Annotated in this window: 12 protein-coding genes and 3 pseudogenes; 5 read left to right on the top strand and 10 right to left on the bottom strand. The window is 58.2% G+C overall.

The window, feature by feature from the left end:
• Positions 1-466: 466 nt before the first annotated feature.
• The 5 genes and pseudogenes from KDB76_RS29610 to KDB76_RS29590 all read right to left on the bottom strand — a co-directional run.
• A complete protein-coding gene (locus KDB76_RS29610) occupies positions 467-1,417 on the bottom strand; it encodes an Abi family protein (RefSeq protein WP_052150483.1) in 951 nt (316 codons plus the stop codon).
• A gap of 255 nt (positions 1,418-1,672) precedes the next feature.
• A pseudogene (locus KDB76_RS29605) lies at positions 1,673-2,416 on the bottom strand (cointegrate resolution protein T); the annotation flags it as partial.
• 106 nt (positions 2,417-2,522) lie between these two features.
• On the bottom strand, positions 2,523-3,278 hold the full coding sequence (gene istB / locus KDB76_RS29600; protein WP_038408850.1) for an IS21-like element helper ATPase IstB: 756 nt from the start codon (positions 3,276-3,278) through the stop codon (positions 2,523-2,525).
• Positions 3,279-3,295: 17 nt separating this feature from the next.
• Complete coding sequence (gene istA, locus KDB76_RS29595) at positions 3,296-4,810, bottom strand: IS21 family transposase (RefSeq protein ID WP_038408847.1); 1,515 nt, start codon at positions 4,808-4,810, stop codon at positions 3,296-3,298.
• 203 nt (positions 4,811-5,013) lie between these two features.
• A pseudogene (locus tag KDB76_RS29590) lies at positions 5,014-5,277 on the bottom strand (DNA-binding protein); the annotation flags it as partial.
• 180 nt (positions 5,278-5,457) lie between these two features.
• Between KDB76_RS29590 and KDB76_RS29585 the strand changes: the two are divergent.
• The gene (locus tag KDB76_RS29585) at positions 5,458-6,429 is read left to right on the top strand and encodes a site-specific integrase (protein ID WP_034000036.1); all 972 of its coding nucleotides are present in this window, start codon (positions 5,458-5,460) and stop codon (positions 6,427-6,429) included.
• 349 nt (positions 6,430-6,778) lie between these two features.
• Positions 6,779-6,919, top strand: a complete 141-nt coding sequence (locus KDB76_RS30040; protein ID WP_228778722.1) for a hypothetical protein — start codon at positions 6,779-6,781, stop codon at positions 6,917-6,919.
• Positions 6,920-6,928: 9 nt separating this feature from the next.
• Here the strand turns inward: KDB76_RS30040 and KDB76_RS29575 are convergent, their stop codons facing one another.
• From KDB76_RS29575 to KDB76_RS29560, 4 genes are all read right to left on the bottom strand, one after another.
• Positions 6,929-7,240: a hypothetical protein gene (locus KDB76_RS29575; protein WP_034000034.1), complete on the bottom strand. Its 312-nt coding sequence runs from the start codon at positions 7,238-7,240 to the stop codon at positions 6,929-6,931.
• A gap of 107 nt (positions 7,241-7,347) precedes the next feature.
• Positions 7,348-7,545 (bottom strand): hypothetical protein, encoded by a 198-nt coding sequence (locus tag KDB76_RS29570; RefSeq protein WP_176491792.1) that lies wholly within the window; start codon positions 7,543-7,545, stop codon positions 7,348-7,350.
• A gap of 49 nt (positions 7,546-7,594) precedes the next feature.
• Positions 7,595-10,561 carry a Tn3-like element TnAs3 family transposase gene (locus tag KDB76_RS29565; RefSeq protein WP_001138064.1) on the bottom strand — a complete coding sequence of 989 codons (2,967 nt, stop codon included), beginning with the start codon at positions 10,559-10,561 and terminating at the stop codon, positions 7,595-7,597.
• 2 nt (positions 10,562-10,563) lie between these two features.
• On the bottom strand, positions 10,564-11,124 hold the full coding sequence (locus KDB76_RS29560; RefSeq protein WP_000147567.1) for a recombinase family protein: 561 nt from the start codon (positions 11,122-11,124) through the stop codon (positions 10,564-10,566).
• A 259-nt stretch (positions 11,125-11,383) separates the two neighbouring features.
• Here KDB76_RS29560 and KDB76_RS29555 point away from each other — a divergent pair.
• Positions 11,384-11,599, top strand: a pseudogene (locus KDB76_RS29555) (PAS domain S-box protein); the annotation flags it as partial.
• Between the two features lie 114 nt (positions 11,600-11,713).
• Here the strand turns inward: KDB76_RS29555 and tnpA are convergent.
• Entirely contained in the window at positions 11,714-12,145 is a 432-nt protein-coding gene (tnpA, locus tag KDB76_RS29550) for an IS200/IS605 family transposase (protein ID WP_003460108.1), read from the bottom strand.
• 54 nt (positions 12,146-12,199) lie between these two features.
• Here tnpA and KDB76_RS29545 point away from each other — a divergent pair, with 54 nt between their 5' ends.
• Together KDB76_RS29545 and KDB76_RS29540 are read left to right on the top strand one after the other, a co-directional pair.
• Complete coding sequence (locus KDB76_RS29545) at positions 12,200-13,048, top strand: methyl-accepting chemotaxis protein (protein WP_235208011.1); 849 nt, start codon at positions 12,200-12,202, stop codon at positions 13,046-13,048.
• 81 nt (positions 13,049-13,129) lie between these two features.
• Complete coding sequence (locus KDB76_RS29540; RefSeq protein WP_011920678.1) at positions 13,130-14,431, top strand: ISL3-like element IS1411 family transposase; 1,302 nt, start codon at positions 13,130-13,132, stop codon at positions 14,429-14,431.
• Positions 14,432-14,439: the final 8 nt, after the last annotated feature.

Raw genomic sequence — 14,439 nt, 5'->3', positions numbered from 1 at the left:
TGTGCAGAACCTACCAGTCGCCCCTGCCTTTTCACCCCATCTGATGCGAAGAGGTCAGGATGTGCCAGTGTGAGTTCCTCGCCTGCTCAATCCACAAGGACGTGGCCCCGCGCCGGAGCTGCGTAAGCCTGGCTGGAGCTCGCGGATCAGCTCGCGCACTACACTCGGCCAGCGAGGCGAATAGATTGAACGCCAGGTTCTCTCTTAGGTATGGGTAGGTATGGGGGCGACGGAGTCGTTGAGGCTTCGCAAGCCGACTTTTCGAACCATTGCTCGGGACATGCAGAGATAAAGGAAAATTAGGACATGCGCGCTACAACTGATTGTATTTAAAGGGTTATATAACCAGCGCAGCTGCTTCAGGATGGGCTTTATAGGCTTTTATAGTCAATTATAGAATCAGCTCTGGACGCCTGATCTGCGCTGCCCGCTTTAGGCGGCCTTCTCGGTACGGAGAGTCTCCCCCTCAGAAGTGGAACTGCCTAACGATCACGCGATGCTGCAGTTGGAGAGCCCTCTCCGGGATGCCTGAACTCATGTCCGGCCAGGCTGGCACATCATGACACGGAGCTAATCGGAGAACTGCTTCGAAAGAGCCGGCCTTTCCCTCGTTCTTCCTGTAAACGGCCAGGGCTTGCTGGCTTAGCAGTGCCTGTAGAGTCCACCAGTGATCTGAGTTTCGCATGTGGTCTGAGATTTCTTGATCAATCCAGCTCGCCATCCAGGAAATGCGATCTAAGAACTTATGCAGGCTTATCAGTGTGTGCCGTGGCCGACGAGGAATAAACCCTCTGTTGCCGTGGAGATCGAACTCAGCGGTTTTCCACAATTGGTCGTGGTGGCCAATGCGGTTGCGGATGTCGCGCAACTGGTAGAGGAGCCCCTTCAATTGATCCACGAATGCCCTGTCACCATGGGCGGTGGTACCCATAGCAGGACCCTGGGGGAAAGCGAGGCTCAGAACGCGCCTCTGCATGTCAGCTGGATGCGCCTTGTGCACCAAGCCTGCAATCAGATGCTCCCAGAACCCGAATGAAAGCTGAGAGACAATATCGTCTGGGGTGGGTGCGCGGCCGCGACTCCTTCGACGAACCTTATCGGCAACATCCTCGATGTCACCCTGCATTCTCGGTGTCATACTGTGCCAGGCCAAATCGGGCGCGTTCGGGTTAGATACCTTTGCTGGATTCGGCTTGGTCTTGAACATCCACTCGAAGCTATCGATGGTGCCGTAATACTGCGACAGCCCTCGGTGAAGTGCGTTTCGAAGGGAAACCTCGTAGTCCCCAAGGATTGGCAGGAGGCTAGCCCCGACTGCTTGGCACCAGGAGTAGCAGCCGATCAAGTCGGCCTTGGTGCGGGTCTGAAAGAAAGCCTCGACCGTGGCGAGCCGGGCAGAAGATAGGTGATTTTGCATAAATGAGGCTTGCCTTCCTTGGTGCGGTGCCTTAAATTTGATCACGAAACAGGGGTTTTCCAGAAATGGTCGTGCCTCTGTACCCTGAGTAAGAACCCCGCCGAATGCGGGGTTTTTGCTATCTGGAGGAAAGGTTTTCCTCTGTGGGGGCCTCTGGCCTGCAGTCATGAAGTCCGCAGAGCTCAACCGAGCGGGTACGTACGTAGGGTAGCGTCATCTGAACCTCCACTCAGCTTCTGGCCTCAGTGTGCCGGATCATGAACTACTTGCGCCACCGCTGCTCGTGGGCGGTTCCTGCCCGAGCAATTTCAGTTGCGCGGTGGCTTCAGCCAGGCGCTCCTGCAGGCTCTGCGCTTGCTGCGCCTGAATCGTGGAGGCTTCACCAAACCGGGTTACCTCATCCTGCAGAGCGTGGCAGCGCTGCTCCAAGGCTTCATTCGTACATTCAATACCGGCCAATTTACCTTGTGCGACCTCCAAGGCCTGAGTCCTCTGAGCGAGAAGCTGTTGCTGCGCATGCTGATCCTTCTGCAGTTGCCGCGCCTCGGCGAGCAGGCGCGCGTTGTCGCGGTTCAGTTGGGTCAGCTCATCCTGCTTGACGATCAGGGTCTGTTGTAGCTGCCGCAGCTCCAGTTGCAGTTGTTGTACCTGCGACTCATGCCGGCGCTGCTCCTGCTCACGCTGCTCCTTGCTGGCCTGGCGATAGTGCTCCAGGGCATCACGGGCATGCTGATGCTTGTCCTCCAGCGAGCTAATCTGCCCGTCGCGGTCTTGCAAGCGCGCTTCCTGGTTGTGGTTGGCTTGCTGCAGGCGGGCATTCTCGACCGCAGCCTGTTGGCGCAACTGTTGCTCCTGCAGCAGTGCTTGCTGGGTAGTCTGGAGCTGCTCCGTGAGATCAATGCACTGACCTTCCAGCTTCTGGATACGGCTTTCTGCCTGCTGAACCTGGTTCTGGTAATCGAGCCGTTCGAGTGCCAGTTGCTCGCGCTCCTGAGCTACGTGCGGATTCCACGCCATTCGGACACTCAGCCCACGCTGATCCGGACACCTGTTCCACGATCATTCGGACAGGCAGTCGGAGCGCAGCGACGCAGGGGTTGCATTGTTAGTCTGAGGCGCCCGGCGCCGTCAATTTCTTCACCCGCTTTCTCATCGACTCGCCCTTGAGGTTGATCCGGTAGGCGTTGTGCACCAGGCGGTCGAGGATGGCATCGGCCAGGGTTGGATCGCCGATCAGTTCGTGCCAGTTGTCCACGGGCATTTGGCTGGTCACGAGGGTCGAGCGCTGGCCGTAGCGGTCGTCCAGTAGCTCCAGCATGTCGCGGCGCTGTTCGGCGGTGAACGGGGCCAGGCCCCAGTCATCAAGGATCAGCAGGTCGGTCTTGGCATAGCCGCTCATCAGCTTGGCGAAGCGCCCGTCGCCATGGGCTAGGCCCAACTCTTCCAACAGGCGCGGCAAGCGCAGGTAACGCACGCTGTAACCCTCTCGGCAGGCCTGGTGTGCCAGGGCGCAGGCCAGCCAGGTTTTACCCACGCCGGTGGGCCCGTTGATGATCAGGTTGAGTCCGTCGCGTAACCACTGACCGCTGCTCAGCTGGAGGATCAGCGCCTTGTCGAGTCCGCGCGGGCTGCGGTAGTCGATGTCTTCGAGGCAGGCGTTGTGCTTGAGCCGGGCCTGACGCAGGCGGCTGCTGAGGCGCTTGTCGTCGCGTTCGGTCAGTTCGCGGTCGACCAGCAGGCCGAGGCGTTCCACGAAGCTCAGGCTGTCGATGTCGGGGGTTTTCAGTTGCTCGGCGAGTGCCTTGAGCATGCCGGTCAGGCGCAGGGTCTGGAGCTTGTCCAGGGTCGGATGGGGCAGCATGGTGGGATTCCTTGTGTTCAGTGGTAGTAGCCGGGGCCGCGCAGATTGGCGTGGTCGTCCGGCAGCAGGGGCAGGTTGGCTTGAGCCAACGGCAGGCTTTCCAAACCCTGGCGCAGGATCGATTCGAGGCTCTTGTAGCTGCACGCACCGAGGCTGAGGGCGCGACGGCAGGCCAACTCCAAGCGCACTTCGCCATGGGTCTTGCCCAGGCGCAGGATGCCCAGGCAGGCCCGGTAGCCTTGGGTTGGGTGGATGCGCCGTTCGAGGATGTGGCTGATCACGCCGGCCGTGTTCGGCCCGGTCTGCTCAGCCCAGCGGATCAGCCGTTGTGGCGTCCACTCGGCGTGCTCGCGATGGCTCTTGGGCATGTGCTCGGCCTGTGTGCTGTGCCGGCCCTTGTGCGGTGAGCGAAGATGGCTGGCCACCCGCTGATTGGCGTGGAAGCACTCCACCGTGCGCGCTGTCAGGCGTACTTCCAGTTGTTTCTTCACCAGTTGGTACGGCACCGAGTAGTAGTGCCCATCAACCTCGACGTGGTAGTCGATGTGCACACGCGCCTTCTTCCACTCGGCATACACGTAGGGTTGCTCCGGCAGCGGCCGCAGCACCGGACGATCCAGGGCTTCGAAGGCCGAGTGCCGGGAGCCCGGCAGCTTGCGAAACGGTCGTCGGTTGAGGCGCTCCAGCAATAAGGCGATGGCGCTGTTGAGTTCGTTCAAGGAGAAGAACTGGCGGTTCCTCAGCGCGGCGAGGATCCAGCGCTCGACCACCTGCACGCCGACCTCGGCCTTAGCCTTGTCGCGCGGCTTACGCGCCCGCGCCGGCACCACCGCCACGCCATAGTGCTCGGCCAGATCGCGGTAGCTCGGGTTGATGTCCGGCTCGTAGCGATGGCTCTTACTCACCGCGCTGCGCAGGTTGTCCGGCACCACGATCTCCGGCACGCCCCCGAGGAAGGCGAAGCAGCGGGTATGCGAGCCCAGCCAGTCCGGCAGCTGCTGCGACCAGGTGGCTTCGGCGAAGGTGTAGCTGGAGGCGCCGAGCACCGCGACGAACACCTGCGCCTGGCGGATCTCGCCGCTGTGCCGGTCGATCACCGGCACCGTCTGCCCGGCGTAGTCGACGAACAACTTCTCGCCGACGCGATGTTCCTGGCGCATCACCACGTCCAGCTTGCCCTGCCAGGCCCGGTAGTGCTCGCAGAACCAGCTGTACTGAAAACCCTGCGGCTGGCTCAGGCGATACTCCTGCCAGAGCAGCGCCAGGGTCACGCCGGGGCGACGCAGCTCGGCGTGCACCCAAGACCAATCAGGCAGTGGCCGCTGCTCACTGGGCACCGCAGGGGCCAGTGGGAACAGTTGCTGTTCCAGTTCGGAATCGGACAACGAGCAGGGCCAGGCTAGACCGCTGGCGGCAAAGCGACAGAGGTAATCACCGGCACTGCTGTGGCCTATGCCCAGACTGCGGGAGATCTTACGGACAGACAGCCCGCAATCGAACTTGAGGCGCAACACCTCACGGATTTTACGCATGGACAAACGCTCCACGACGACCTCTCTGCTTCGAAAAAGAGGTCGATGGTAGTGAATAAATCCTGCGTAGCTGCCTGCCTGGAAAGTGTCCGGATGGCCGTGGAATCGGTGTCCGGATGCTCGTGGAATGAGTGTCCGGATCAGCGTGGAATCACTGTCCGGATGTGCGTGGAATGGGTGTCCGAGTCAGCGTGGAATCCGCAAGCTACGTCGGCCTTTGCTTCCTCCTTGAGCTGATCCGCCAACTGGGCCACTAGGTTGGCCAGCTGTTCGCTGAGCGGCATTGCAGTCGCATTCCGGCCGTGGTCTGCGTCTTCGAGTTCTTTCAGGTAGCGATGAATGGTGGTTTTCGAGCCGGTATTGCCCAGTTCGACCCGTACCGCGTCGATGCTGGGGTTCTCGCCCCGCGTCAGGATGGCCTGCCGTGCCTTCTGAACCAGCGCCTTGTTGATGCCGCCACGGGCCATGGTCTGCTCCTACGATTTCGTGGTGGATTACATACCATGTATTTACATATTAAATTTGATTGATGTAAAGCCAGTTAGAAGCAAATAAATCAGATAAAATAATGGAGGGTTATTCAATATGATGGGCAGAAACGGACGCTTAGTAGCCGTTTTCCAGTACACAAAGGGCAACCTCTGGCGATGAAAGACGTCGGGCGCTATTTACAAGCTGGTACGCGGGAAAACACCCGCCGCAGCTATCAGTCGGCCATAGAGCACTTCGAAGTGACGTGGGGCGGCTTCCTGCCCACCACCAGCGACAGCATCGTGCGTTATCTGGTGGACTACGCCGACTCCCTGAGCCTCAGCACGCTCAAACAGCGCCTGGCCGCCCTGGCTCAGTGGCATATCACCCAAGGTTTCCCTGATCCAACCAAGACGCCCACAGTGCGTCAGGTGCTCAAAGGCATTCGCACATTGCATCCGGCACAGACCAAACAGGCAGCCCCGTTGCAGTTGCGGCACCTGGAACAAGCGGTTCAGTGGCTGAATCAAGAAGCCGAACAGGCTCGGCAGTCCGGCAATTTGGCAAGCCTGCTGCGCAGCCGGCGCGATGCGGCGTTGTTACTGGTCGGCTTCTGGCGGGGCTTTCGCAGCGACGAACTCTGTCGACTGCAGGTCGAGCATATCCAAGCCGAAGCCGGTGCTGGCATGAGCCTGTTCCTGCCGCAGAGCAAGGGCGACCGGGAGAACCTCGGCACGACCCATTACGCACCCGCGCTGAAGCGCCTCTGCCCGGTACAGGCCTATCTCGACTGGATCAGTGCCGCCGGCATCGCCCGCGGCGCAGTGTTCCGCCGCCTGGATCGCTGGGGGCACCTGAGCGACGAGGCCTTGCATCCCGGTAGCCTGATCAGCCTGCTACGCCAGATCCTGCAGCGTGCGGGCATCCCGGCCGAACTGTACACCAGCCATTCGTTACGCCGAGGTTTCGCTACCTGGGCCACGGCCAACGGCTGGGATCTCAAGGCGCTGATGACCTACGTAGGCTGGAAGGACATCAAGTCCGCCATGCGCTACATCGACCCCGCCATCTCCTTTGGCGGCCTTGCAGCTAAACCTGCCCTTGAGCTTCATGCTGGATCTTTGGGCCAAATCTCAGCTTCTCATTAACATCGGTACACATCAGGGACAACGGTGCCACATGAAGCGCAATCGGACTCACTGCTGGCGTTTACGGGCAGCTGAGCCGCTCTAGAATGAACTTTATAGGTCTTTATAGTCGATTATAGAGCGATTATAGAGCGATTATAGAATCCTATTTTGGACGCCCGGCCCACGCTTCCCGGCGAACTGGTGCTGACGACTCGTAGGCTGTTCAACTGCACCTTGTCGCAGCCCCCCCTATAGCAGCTCGCCGAGGTCAGCCAGCGCAACCTGCTGTGGCTTGGTCTCTCCAGCATCACCACGACGCTGTCTCAGATCTTCTATTGCAAAACGTTGAAGCTCGGGCGTAGCTACGGTGTCGCTGATCGACAAGGGCGTCGTCGTGGTAGCCATGCTGATGGCGTGGCTACTGCTGCGCGAAGCGATCACGCTGCGGAGGCTCGCCGGCGCCGGGTTGATCGTGACCGGGCTCCTGGTTAACGCCCCAAAGCCCTGACCAGTGCCCCTAGGTCTCGTGCTGCTGAAAGGCAGCCGCCAGCGTCAATTGTGCACGGGCTTCGATGATCTCGATCAGCTCGATATGTTTGGGGAACTCTCGCTTGAGCCAGCCGCTGGGCACGAAGTGATGATCGAGGTGAACGATTGTGCTTTGGCCTTCGGCAGCCGCGCAGAGCATGACGTGCATCTCTGAATCATCGCCGGCCATCGCTGCCGGCACGAAGACCATGCCGTTGTCGTCAATGCCGAAAGAGCGCCTCCATTCGGGGAACCGCTTCTGCTCGGGGTTTGAAACGGCAAACCAATGAATCCTGTCCATTTATTTCTTCTCGAATGGGAGCAGCGTAGAGTACGGCAGCGAATCACCTTCGGCTGCGGCTAGCACCTGATCCAGCACCGCCTCGGGGGCATCAAGAGCACCGAAAATCACATACAACTCGGAAACACGTTCATCCTATCCGCACGATCGAAGCCGGCATCACCACCTACGGGCTCGGCATGATCGAATGCATTGGCAACGGCATTTTCCTTAAGCAGATAACGCGCGCCGCAATCGCAGAGAAATGGCTGCTTGGCGTTGTAGAAACGATCCTGAGCTTCCCAACCATGCAGCCGCGGCTCCATGGGCTTGCCACACTTTGGGGTCGTCTCAGAAAACGGAAAATAAAGCACGCTAAGCCGGTTGCAGAGGCCGTAGCGGCCTGAACTTCCCCGCGCCGATCTTGGCGCTGCTGCGCCATAGGTAATCACCGGTCAGGTTGATGTGCTCCCAGCCGAGTGGCGACAGGTACTGCAATAGCGAGTCATCGACGGCATGACCATTGCCGCGCAACGCATGCGCCGCACGCTCCAGGTAGACCGTGTTCCACAGCACGATGGCCGCCGTCACCAGGTTGAGGCCGCTGGCCCGGTAGCGCTGCTGCTCGAAACTGCGGTCACGGATTTCACCAAGGCGGTTGAAGAACACGGCACGGGCCAGCGCATTGCGCGCCTCGCCCTTGTTCAGCCCGGCATGCACGCGGCGGCGTAGCTCGACGCTTTGCAGCCAGTCGAGGATGAACAGCGTGCGCTCGATGCGGCCCAACTCGCGCAGCGCGACGGCCAAGCCGTTCTGGCGCGGGTAGCTGCCGAGTTTCCTGAGCATCAGCGAGGCCGTCACCGTGCCCTGCTTGATCGAGGTGGCCAGCCGCAGGATTTCGTCCCAATGGGCGCGGACGTGCTTGATGTTGAGCGTGCCGCCGATCATCGGCTTGAGCGCGTCATAGGCGGCATCGCCCTTCGGGATGTAGAGCTTGGTGTCGCCCAGGTCGCGGATGCGCGGCGCGAAGCGGAAGCCCAAGAGGTGCATCAGGGCGAAGACGTGATCGGTGAAGCCCGCCGTGTCGGTGTAGTGCTCCTCGATCCGCAGGTCGGATTCGTGGTACAGCAGGCCGTCGAGCACGTAGGTTGAGTCGCGCAGGCCGACATTGACCACCTTGGTGTGGAATGGCGCGTATTGGTCGGAGATGTGGGTGTAGAAAGTCCGTCCTGGGCTGCTGCCATATTTTGGGTTGATGTGCCCCGTGCTCTTTGCCTTGCTAGCGGTTCGGAAATTCTGTCCGTCCGATGATGATGTGGTGCCATCGCCCCAGTGCCCGGCAAAGGGATGCCGAAACTGAGCGTTGACCAGTTCAGCCAACGCTGTCGAGTACGTTTCGTCGCGGGTATGCCAGGCTTGCAGCCAAGCGAGCTTCGCGTAGGTCGTGCCGGGGCAGGACTCGGCCATCTTGGTCAGGCCCAGGTTGATCGCGTCGGCCAGGATCGTGGTCAACAACAGGTTCTTGTCCTTGGCCAGATCGCCCGATTTCAAGTGCGTGAAGTGCCGGGTGAAGCCCGTCCACTCATCGACTTCGAGCAGCAGTTCGGTGATCTTGACGTGCGGCAGGACCATGGCTGTCTGGTCTATCAGCGCCTGCGCGGTGTCGGGCACCGCCGCATCCAGCGGCGTGATCTTCAAGCCCGACTCGGTGATGATGGCATCCGGCAGGTCGTTGGCTGCCGCCATGCGGTTGACGGTGGCAAGTTGTGCTTCCAGCAGCGTCAGCCGCTCATGCAGATATTGTTCGCAGTCGGTGGCCACGGCCAGCGGCAATTCGCTGGACTGCTTGAGGCTGGTGAACTTCTCGGGCGGTACCAGGTAGTCCTCGAAGTCCTTGAACTGGCGTGAACCCTGCACCCAGATGTCGCCCGAGCGCAGGGAGTTCTTCAACTCGGACAGCGCGCACAGTTCGTAGTAGCGCCGGTCGATGCCGGCGTCGGTCATCACCAGTTTCTGCCAGCGCGGCTTGATGAAGCCGGTCGGTGCATCGGCTGGCAGCTTGCGGGCGTTGTCGGTGTTCATGCCGCGCAGCACCTCAATGGCATCAAGCACGTTTTTGGCGGCGGGCGCGGCCCGCAGCTTGAGCACGGCAAGGAATTCCGGTGCATAGCGGCGCAGGGTGGCGTAGCTCTCGCCGATGCGATGCAGGAAATCGAAGTCATCGGGTTGCGCGAGCTTCTGCGCCTCGGTGACGCTCTCGGCAAAGGAATCCCAGGACATGACGGCCTCGATGGCGGCAAACGCATCGCGGCCTGATTGCTTGGCGTCGATCAGCGCCTGACCGATGCGCCCGTACAGACGTACCTTGGCGTTGATGGCCTTGCCTGACGCCTGGAACTGCTGCTGATGCTTATTCTTGGCAGCGTTAAACAGCTTACCCAGGATGCGGTCGTGCAGGTCGATGATTTCGTCGGTGACGGTGGCCATGCCCTCGGTGGCCAGCGCCACGAGAGTGGCGTAGCGCCGTTGCGGCTCGAATTTGGCCAGGTCGGCGGGTGTCATCTGGCCGCCCTCGCGGGCAATCTTGAGCAGGCGGTTCTGGTGAACCAGCCGCTCGATGCCGGTAGGCAGATCGAGTGCCTGCCATGCCTTGAGGCGTTCGATGTGTTCCAGCATATGCCGCGAATTTGGCTTGGCCGGAGACTGGCGCAACCAAGCCAACCAGGTCGTCTTGCCGTTGTCCCGGCGCTTGAGCAGATCGTCGAGGCGGCGGCGATGCGCGTCCGCCAGTGGTTCGGCCAAGGCGTCGTAGATGCGCCGGTTAGCACGGGTGATCGCCTCGGCACTCGCCCGCTCGACGGCGTTGAGGGCGGGCAGAATGACCGACTGCCGCCGCAGGTGCCCGATCAAGGCGCTGGCCAGCACGATGCCTTTGTCGGTTTGCATCGCCAGCTCGGTCAGCATCTGGACGGCCTGCCGGTAATGGCTCATGGTGAAGGGCCGGAAACCGAACACGGTTTGCAGCTCGCTCAGGTGCTCGCGCCGGGTCTGCTCCCGCTGGCCGTACTCGTTCCAGCTTTCGACGCCGACCTTGAGCTGGTCGGCGACCAGCTTCAACAAGGGCGGGAACGGTAGTTCATCGACGCCCAGGATGACGCCGGGAAAGCGCAGGTAACAGAGCTGCACCGCGAAGCCCAGCCGATTGGCTGGCCCGCGCCGCTGTCGGATGATCGAGAGGTCGGTATCGTTGAATGTGTAATGTCGGATCAGGTCGTCCTTGGAGTCCGGCAACGCCAGCAGGCTTTCCCGCTCGGCGGCGGACAGGATGGAACGACGTGGCATATTTACTGATCCGTTCTCAAGTATTGATACAGGGTTTCGCGACTGATTCCGAATTCACGAGCAAGCTTGGTCTTTTGCTCGCCAGCCTCGACACGTTGGCGCAGTTCGGCAATACGCTCAGACGACAGGGATTTCTTCCTGCCACGGTAAGCCCCGCGTTGCTTGGCGAGCGCAATACCCTCGCGCTGACGCTCGCGGATCAGGGCGCGCTCGAACTCGGCGAACGCGCCCATCACCGAGAGCATCAGGTTCGCCATCGGAGAGTCTTCGCCAGTAAAACTGAGGTGTTCCTTGACGAATTCGATATGCACGCCGCGTTGTGTCAGCGTTTGCACGATCCGGCGCAAATCATCGAGATTGCGCGCCAGGCGATCCATGCTATGCACCACCACGGTGTCGCCGGTGCGGGCGAAGCTTATCAGCGCTTCCAGTTGCGGACGCTTGACATCCTTGCCGGATGCCTTGTCGCTAAAAGCGCGATCAACCTTGACGCCTTCCAGTTGCCGTTCCGGGTTCTGGTCGAAGGTGCTGACCCTGATATACCCAATGCGCTGTCCAGTCATGGAATTCCCTGCAAAATGTCAGGGAAGACTCTATGACCTTCAACGAGATATGTCAATAAATTCAAAATTCAATCCTATCCTGACGCAATTTACACATGGCATCTGACATCAGGTTAGGGTATAGCCTAGATTGACATGCGCGATGCAACCCTTAACTTGCTTGCACCTATCGTTTCCATGCTAGCTTTATCGTAACGCTAAAGAAATTGGGCTTAATGCCGAATACAATAAAATAAAACAGCCAACCCTTGAGGCTCTTATGCGCCAGAATTTACCAGTGACGGGTCGAAACTTAGAACTCCCAAAAGATGCCAATATTCTTTCGACTACCTCCCCTCAAAGCCATATCACGTACGTTAATCCTGACTTCATTAAAATCAGTGGTTTCACTGAGGAAGAACTATTAGGCCAGCCTCACAACATCGTAAGACACCCAGATATGCCGCCTGCTGCATTTGAGCATATGTGGAGTACATAAAAATCTGGCCGCTCATGGATGGGGCTACTCAACAACCACCGACTGAAGTCGGTGGGTTAGTGACTTACGGACTGAAAGTCCGGATACGCGTCGACTGAACGACGCGTCGGATCAGTCAGGCTCCATCCTGAAATTATCGTTCGGGCTCGGCTCAAAATGATGCTCCAGATACTGCTTGATCATCTCTTCCGTCATCTGCCCAACCGTCGCGCAAAAGTACCCGCGAGCCCAAAAATGCTGCCCCCAATAGCGCTTTTTCAGATGGGGAAACTCCTCGAAAAGCTTGCTCGCCGTACGCCCCTTGATCCGCCTCATGATCTCACTCGGCGCCAAATTCGGCGGACTGCTCACCAGAATATGCACGTGATCCTTGCTCACCACACCTTTCACAATCCGAATTTCAAATGCTTCGCACGTCTGTCTCACCAGCTCTCGCACTCGCTCAGCAACCTCACCGCTGAGCACCTTGTATCGGTACTTAGTCACCCAAACAAAGTGATACTCGATCTGGTAGACCGTATGACTGCCGTATCTGTAATCCATGCGCTTGCCCTCCAGCCCCGCATGGTGGCGCTAAAGCTCACCGGCTGAAAGCCGGTGGTTTTAACCTTTCGATGGAAAATAAAAAATCGCTGTAAAAATGGCGACCACTATTGGGTAAGTGCTTATGTAACGCCAATAGCTAAGAATGGTTCGATTTTTGAATACCAGTCTGTAAGGACCAAGCCTGAACCTGAGCAGGTTTTGGCTGCGGAAAAATTATATGCTCAATTGAGAAGCGGGAAGGCCGCGAGGCCGAAATTGGCTGCTAGCTTTTCCGTGAAAATACTCTTGCTCATATGGGGTAGTATTATATCAAGCGCAATGGCTGCCGGCATGCTTACTGATACATCAATAAGCAGCTTATTGTTAGCCACTTTAATGTCAGGAAGCTTAAGCTCTGTTAGTGTTTTGGCTATTCTCTCTCCTCTTGGAAGACTGGTTGAAAGAGCCAGGAATATTTCCAATAACCCATTAAGTCAATCCCTCTACACTGGGCGCACCGATGAGTTTGGCCAAATAGAGTTTGCTTTACGAATGATGCAAGCTGAAACAGGCGCCATAGTAGGTCGCATAGGTGATGCATCAAATCGGCTTAGCGAACACACCCGAGGCCTACTAAAGGATATTGAGTCAAGCAATGTACTTACAGTTGAGCAGCAGGCAGAGACAGATCAAATAGCAACGGCAGTAAACCAAATGGCGGCAAGCATTCAAGAGGTTGCGAGCAATGCACAGCATGCTGCAGATGCGGCCGGAAGAGCAGACACTGAGACGGCATCTGGCCAGCGTCTGGTAGCCCACACAAGCCAGTCAATCACTGCCCTTGAAGGTGAAATTAGGCAAGCCGCTCAGGTTATTCATGAGCTTGAAGGTCAAAGTGGCTCTTCGCATTTAAGGGTGTAGAAAAAATCTGACCGGCTGGAAAAGGAGTCGAGGATCTTAGAAAATGTAAGCTCTCACACCAACAAAAACTAAGCCCCCGACGTGAACAATCTTACCTTTTCTAGCCCTGATCTTTCCAGCTTTTGCCAACTGAATAACCTCGGCCTGACTGCCACTGGACAACATCTTTGTGCAGAGCGCGCCGTCATCGAATGTCGTTTAACCAAAGCACCCGAGCCATGCCCCAAGTGCGGGGCTGCTGGTGTTTCACGCGGTACTGTCGATAGGCATCTTGCTCACACACCTTACGGACAACGACCAACCAGATTGCTGCTGCGTATCCGTCGCTGGCGTTGTGCTTGCGGCTGTTTCTGGCATGAAGATACAAACAGTGCAGCACCTCCACGTTCAAAGCTTTCATATGGGGCGATACGCTGGGCATTAGCTGCCATCGTGCTGGATCATCTGTCGGTATCTCGTGTTGCGAGCCAGCTTGATGTTGCATGGCACACCGCTAATAATGCCATTATCAACGAAGGACGGCGCCTGCTTTTTAATGACTCGACACGTTTTGACGGTGTGACCGTGCTGGGCGTGGATGAGCATGTTTGGCGACATACACGCTGTGGTGACAAGTACGTCACCATCGTGGTTGACCTTACGCCCGTGCGTAACAAAAACGGGCCGGCCCGCTTGCTCGATGTGCTGGAAGGCCGCTCCAAACAAGCCTTTAAGCAATGGCTACAGAGTCGCCCCAAATCGTGGCGTGACCAGATCGAAAGCATTGCCATGGACGGTTTTACGGGGTTTAAATCTGCAGCGCAAGAAGCCCTGCCTCAAGCCCAAACCGTGCTGGATCCTTTCCATGTCGTGCGCTGGGCAAGCAACATGCTGGATGAATGCCGCCGGCGTGTGCAACACGACATCCTGGGCCGCAGAGGGCGTAAAAATGACCCGCTCTACAAAAGCCGTCGAACGCTACTGACTCGGATCAGCTACCTGTCTGACGCCAACAAAAAGCAACTGTTCCAGCTGTTTGCAGATGAGCACCACCTCGAAGTGGATTGCACCTGGAGCATGTACCAACGGGTGGTCAGCGCCTACAACGAGCCGGATCGAAAACGTGGTAAAAAACTCATGGAAGAGGTCATAAATATCATTACAGCCAGCGACTTGCCCAAAGCGCTCATCGAGGTGAAAGGCTTGGGGGAAACGCTGAAAAAATACGCTGAGAGCATCCTTGCCTACTTCGACCGGCCAGGAACCAGCAACGGTCCAACAGAAGCTATCAACGGGCGACTTGAGCACTTACGAGGTACCGCCTTGGGCTTTAGAAATTTAACCAATTACATAGCCAGGTGCTTGCTGAAGTCAGGAGGGTTTAGAAATCAGCTACACCCTTAAATGCGAAG

The sequence above is a fragment of the Pseudomonas sp. JS425 genome, from assembly GCF_018223845.1.
Taxonomy (GTDB): Bacteria; Pseudomonadota; Gammaproteobacteria; order Pseudomonadales; family Pseudomonadaceae; genus Aquipseudomonas; species Aquipseudomonas asiatica.
This window is presented reverse-complemented; position numbering and strand designations above follow the sequence as displayed.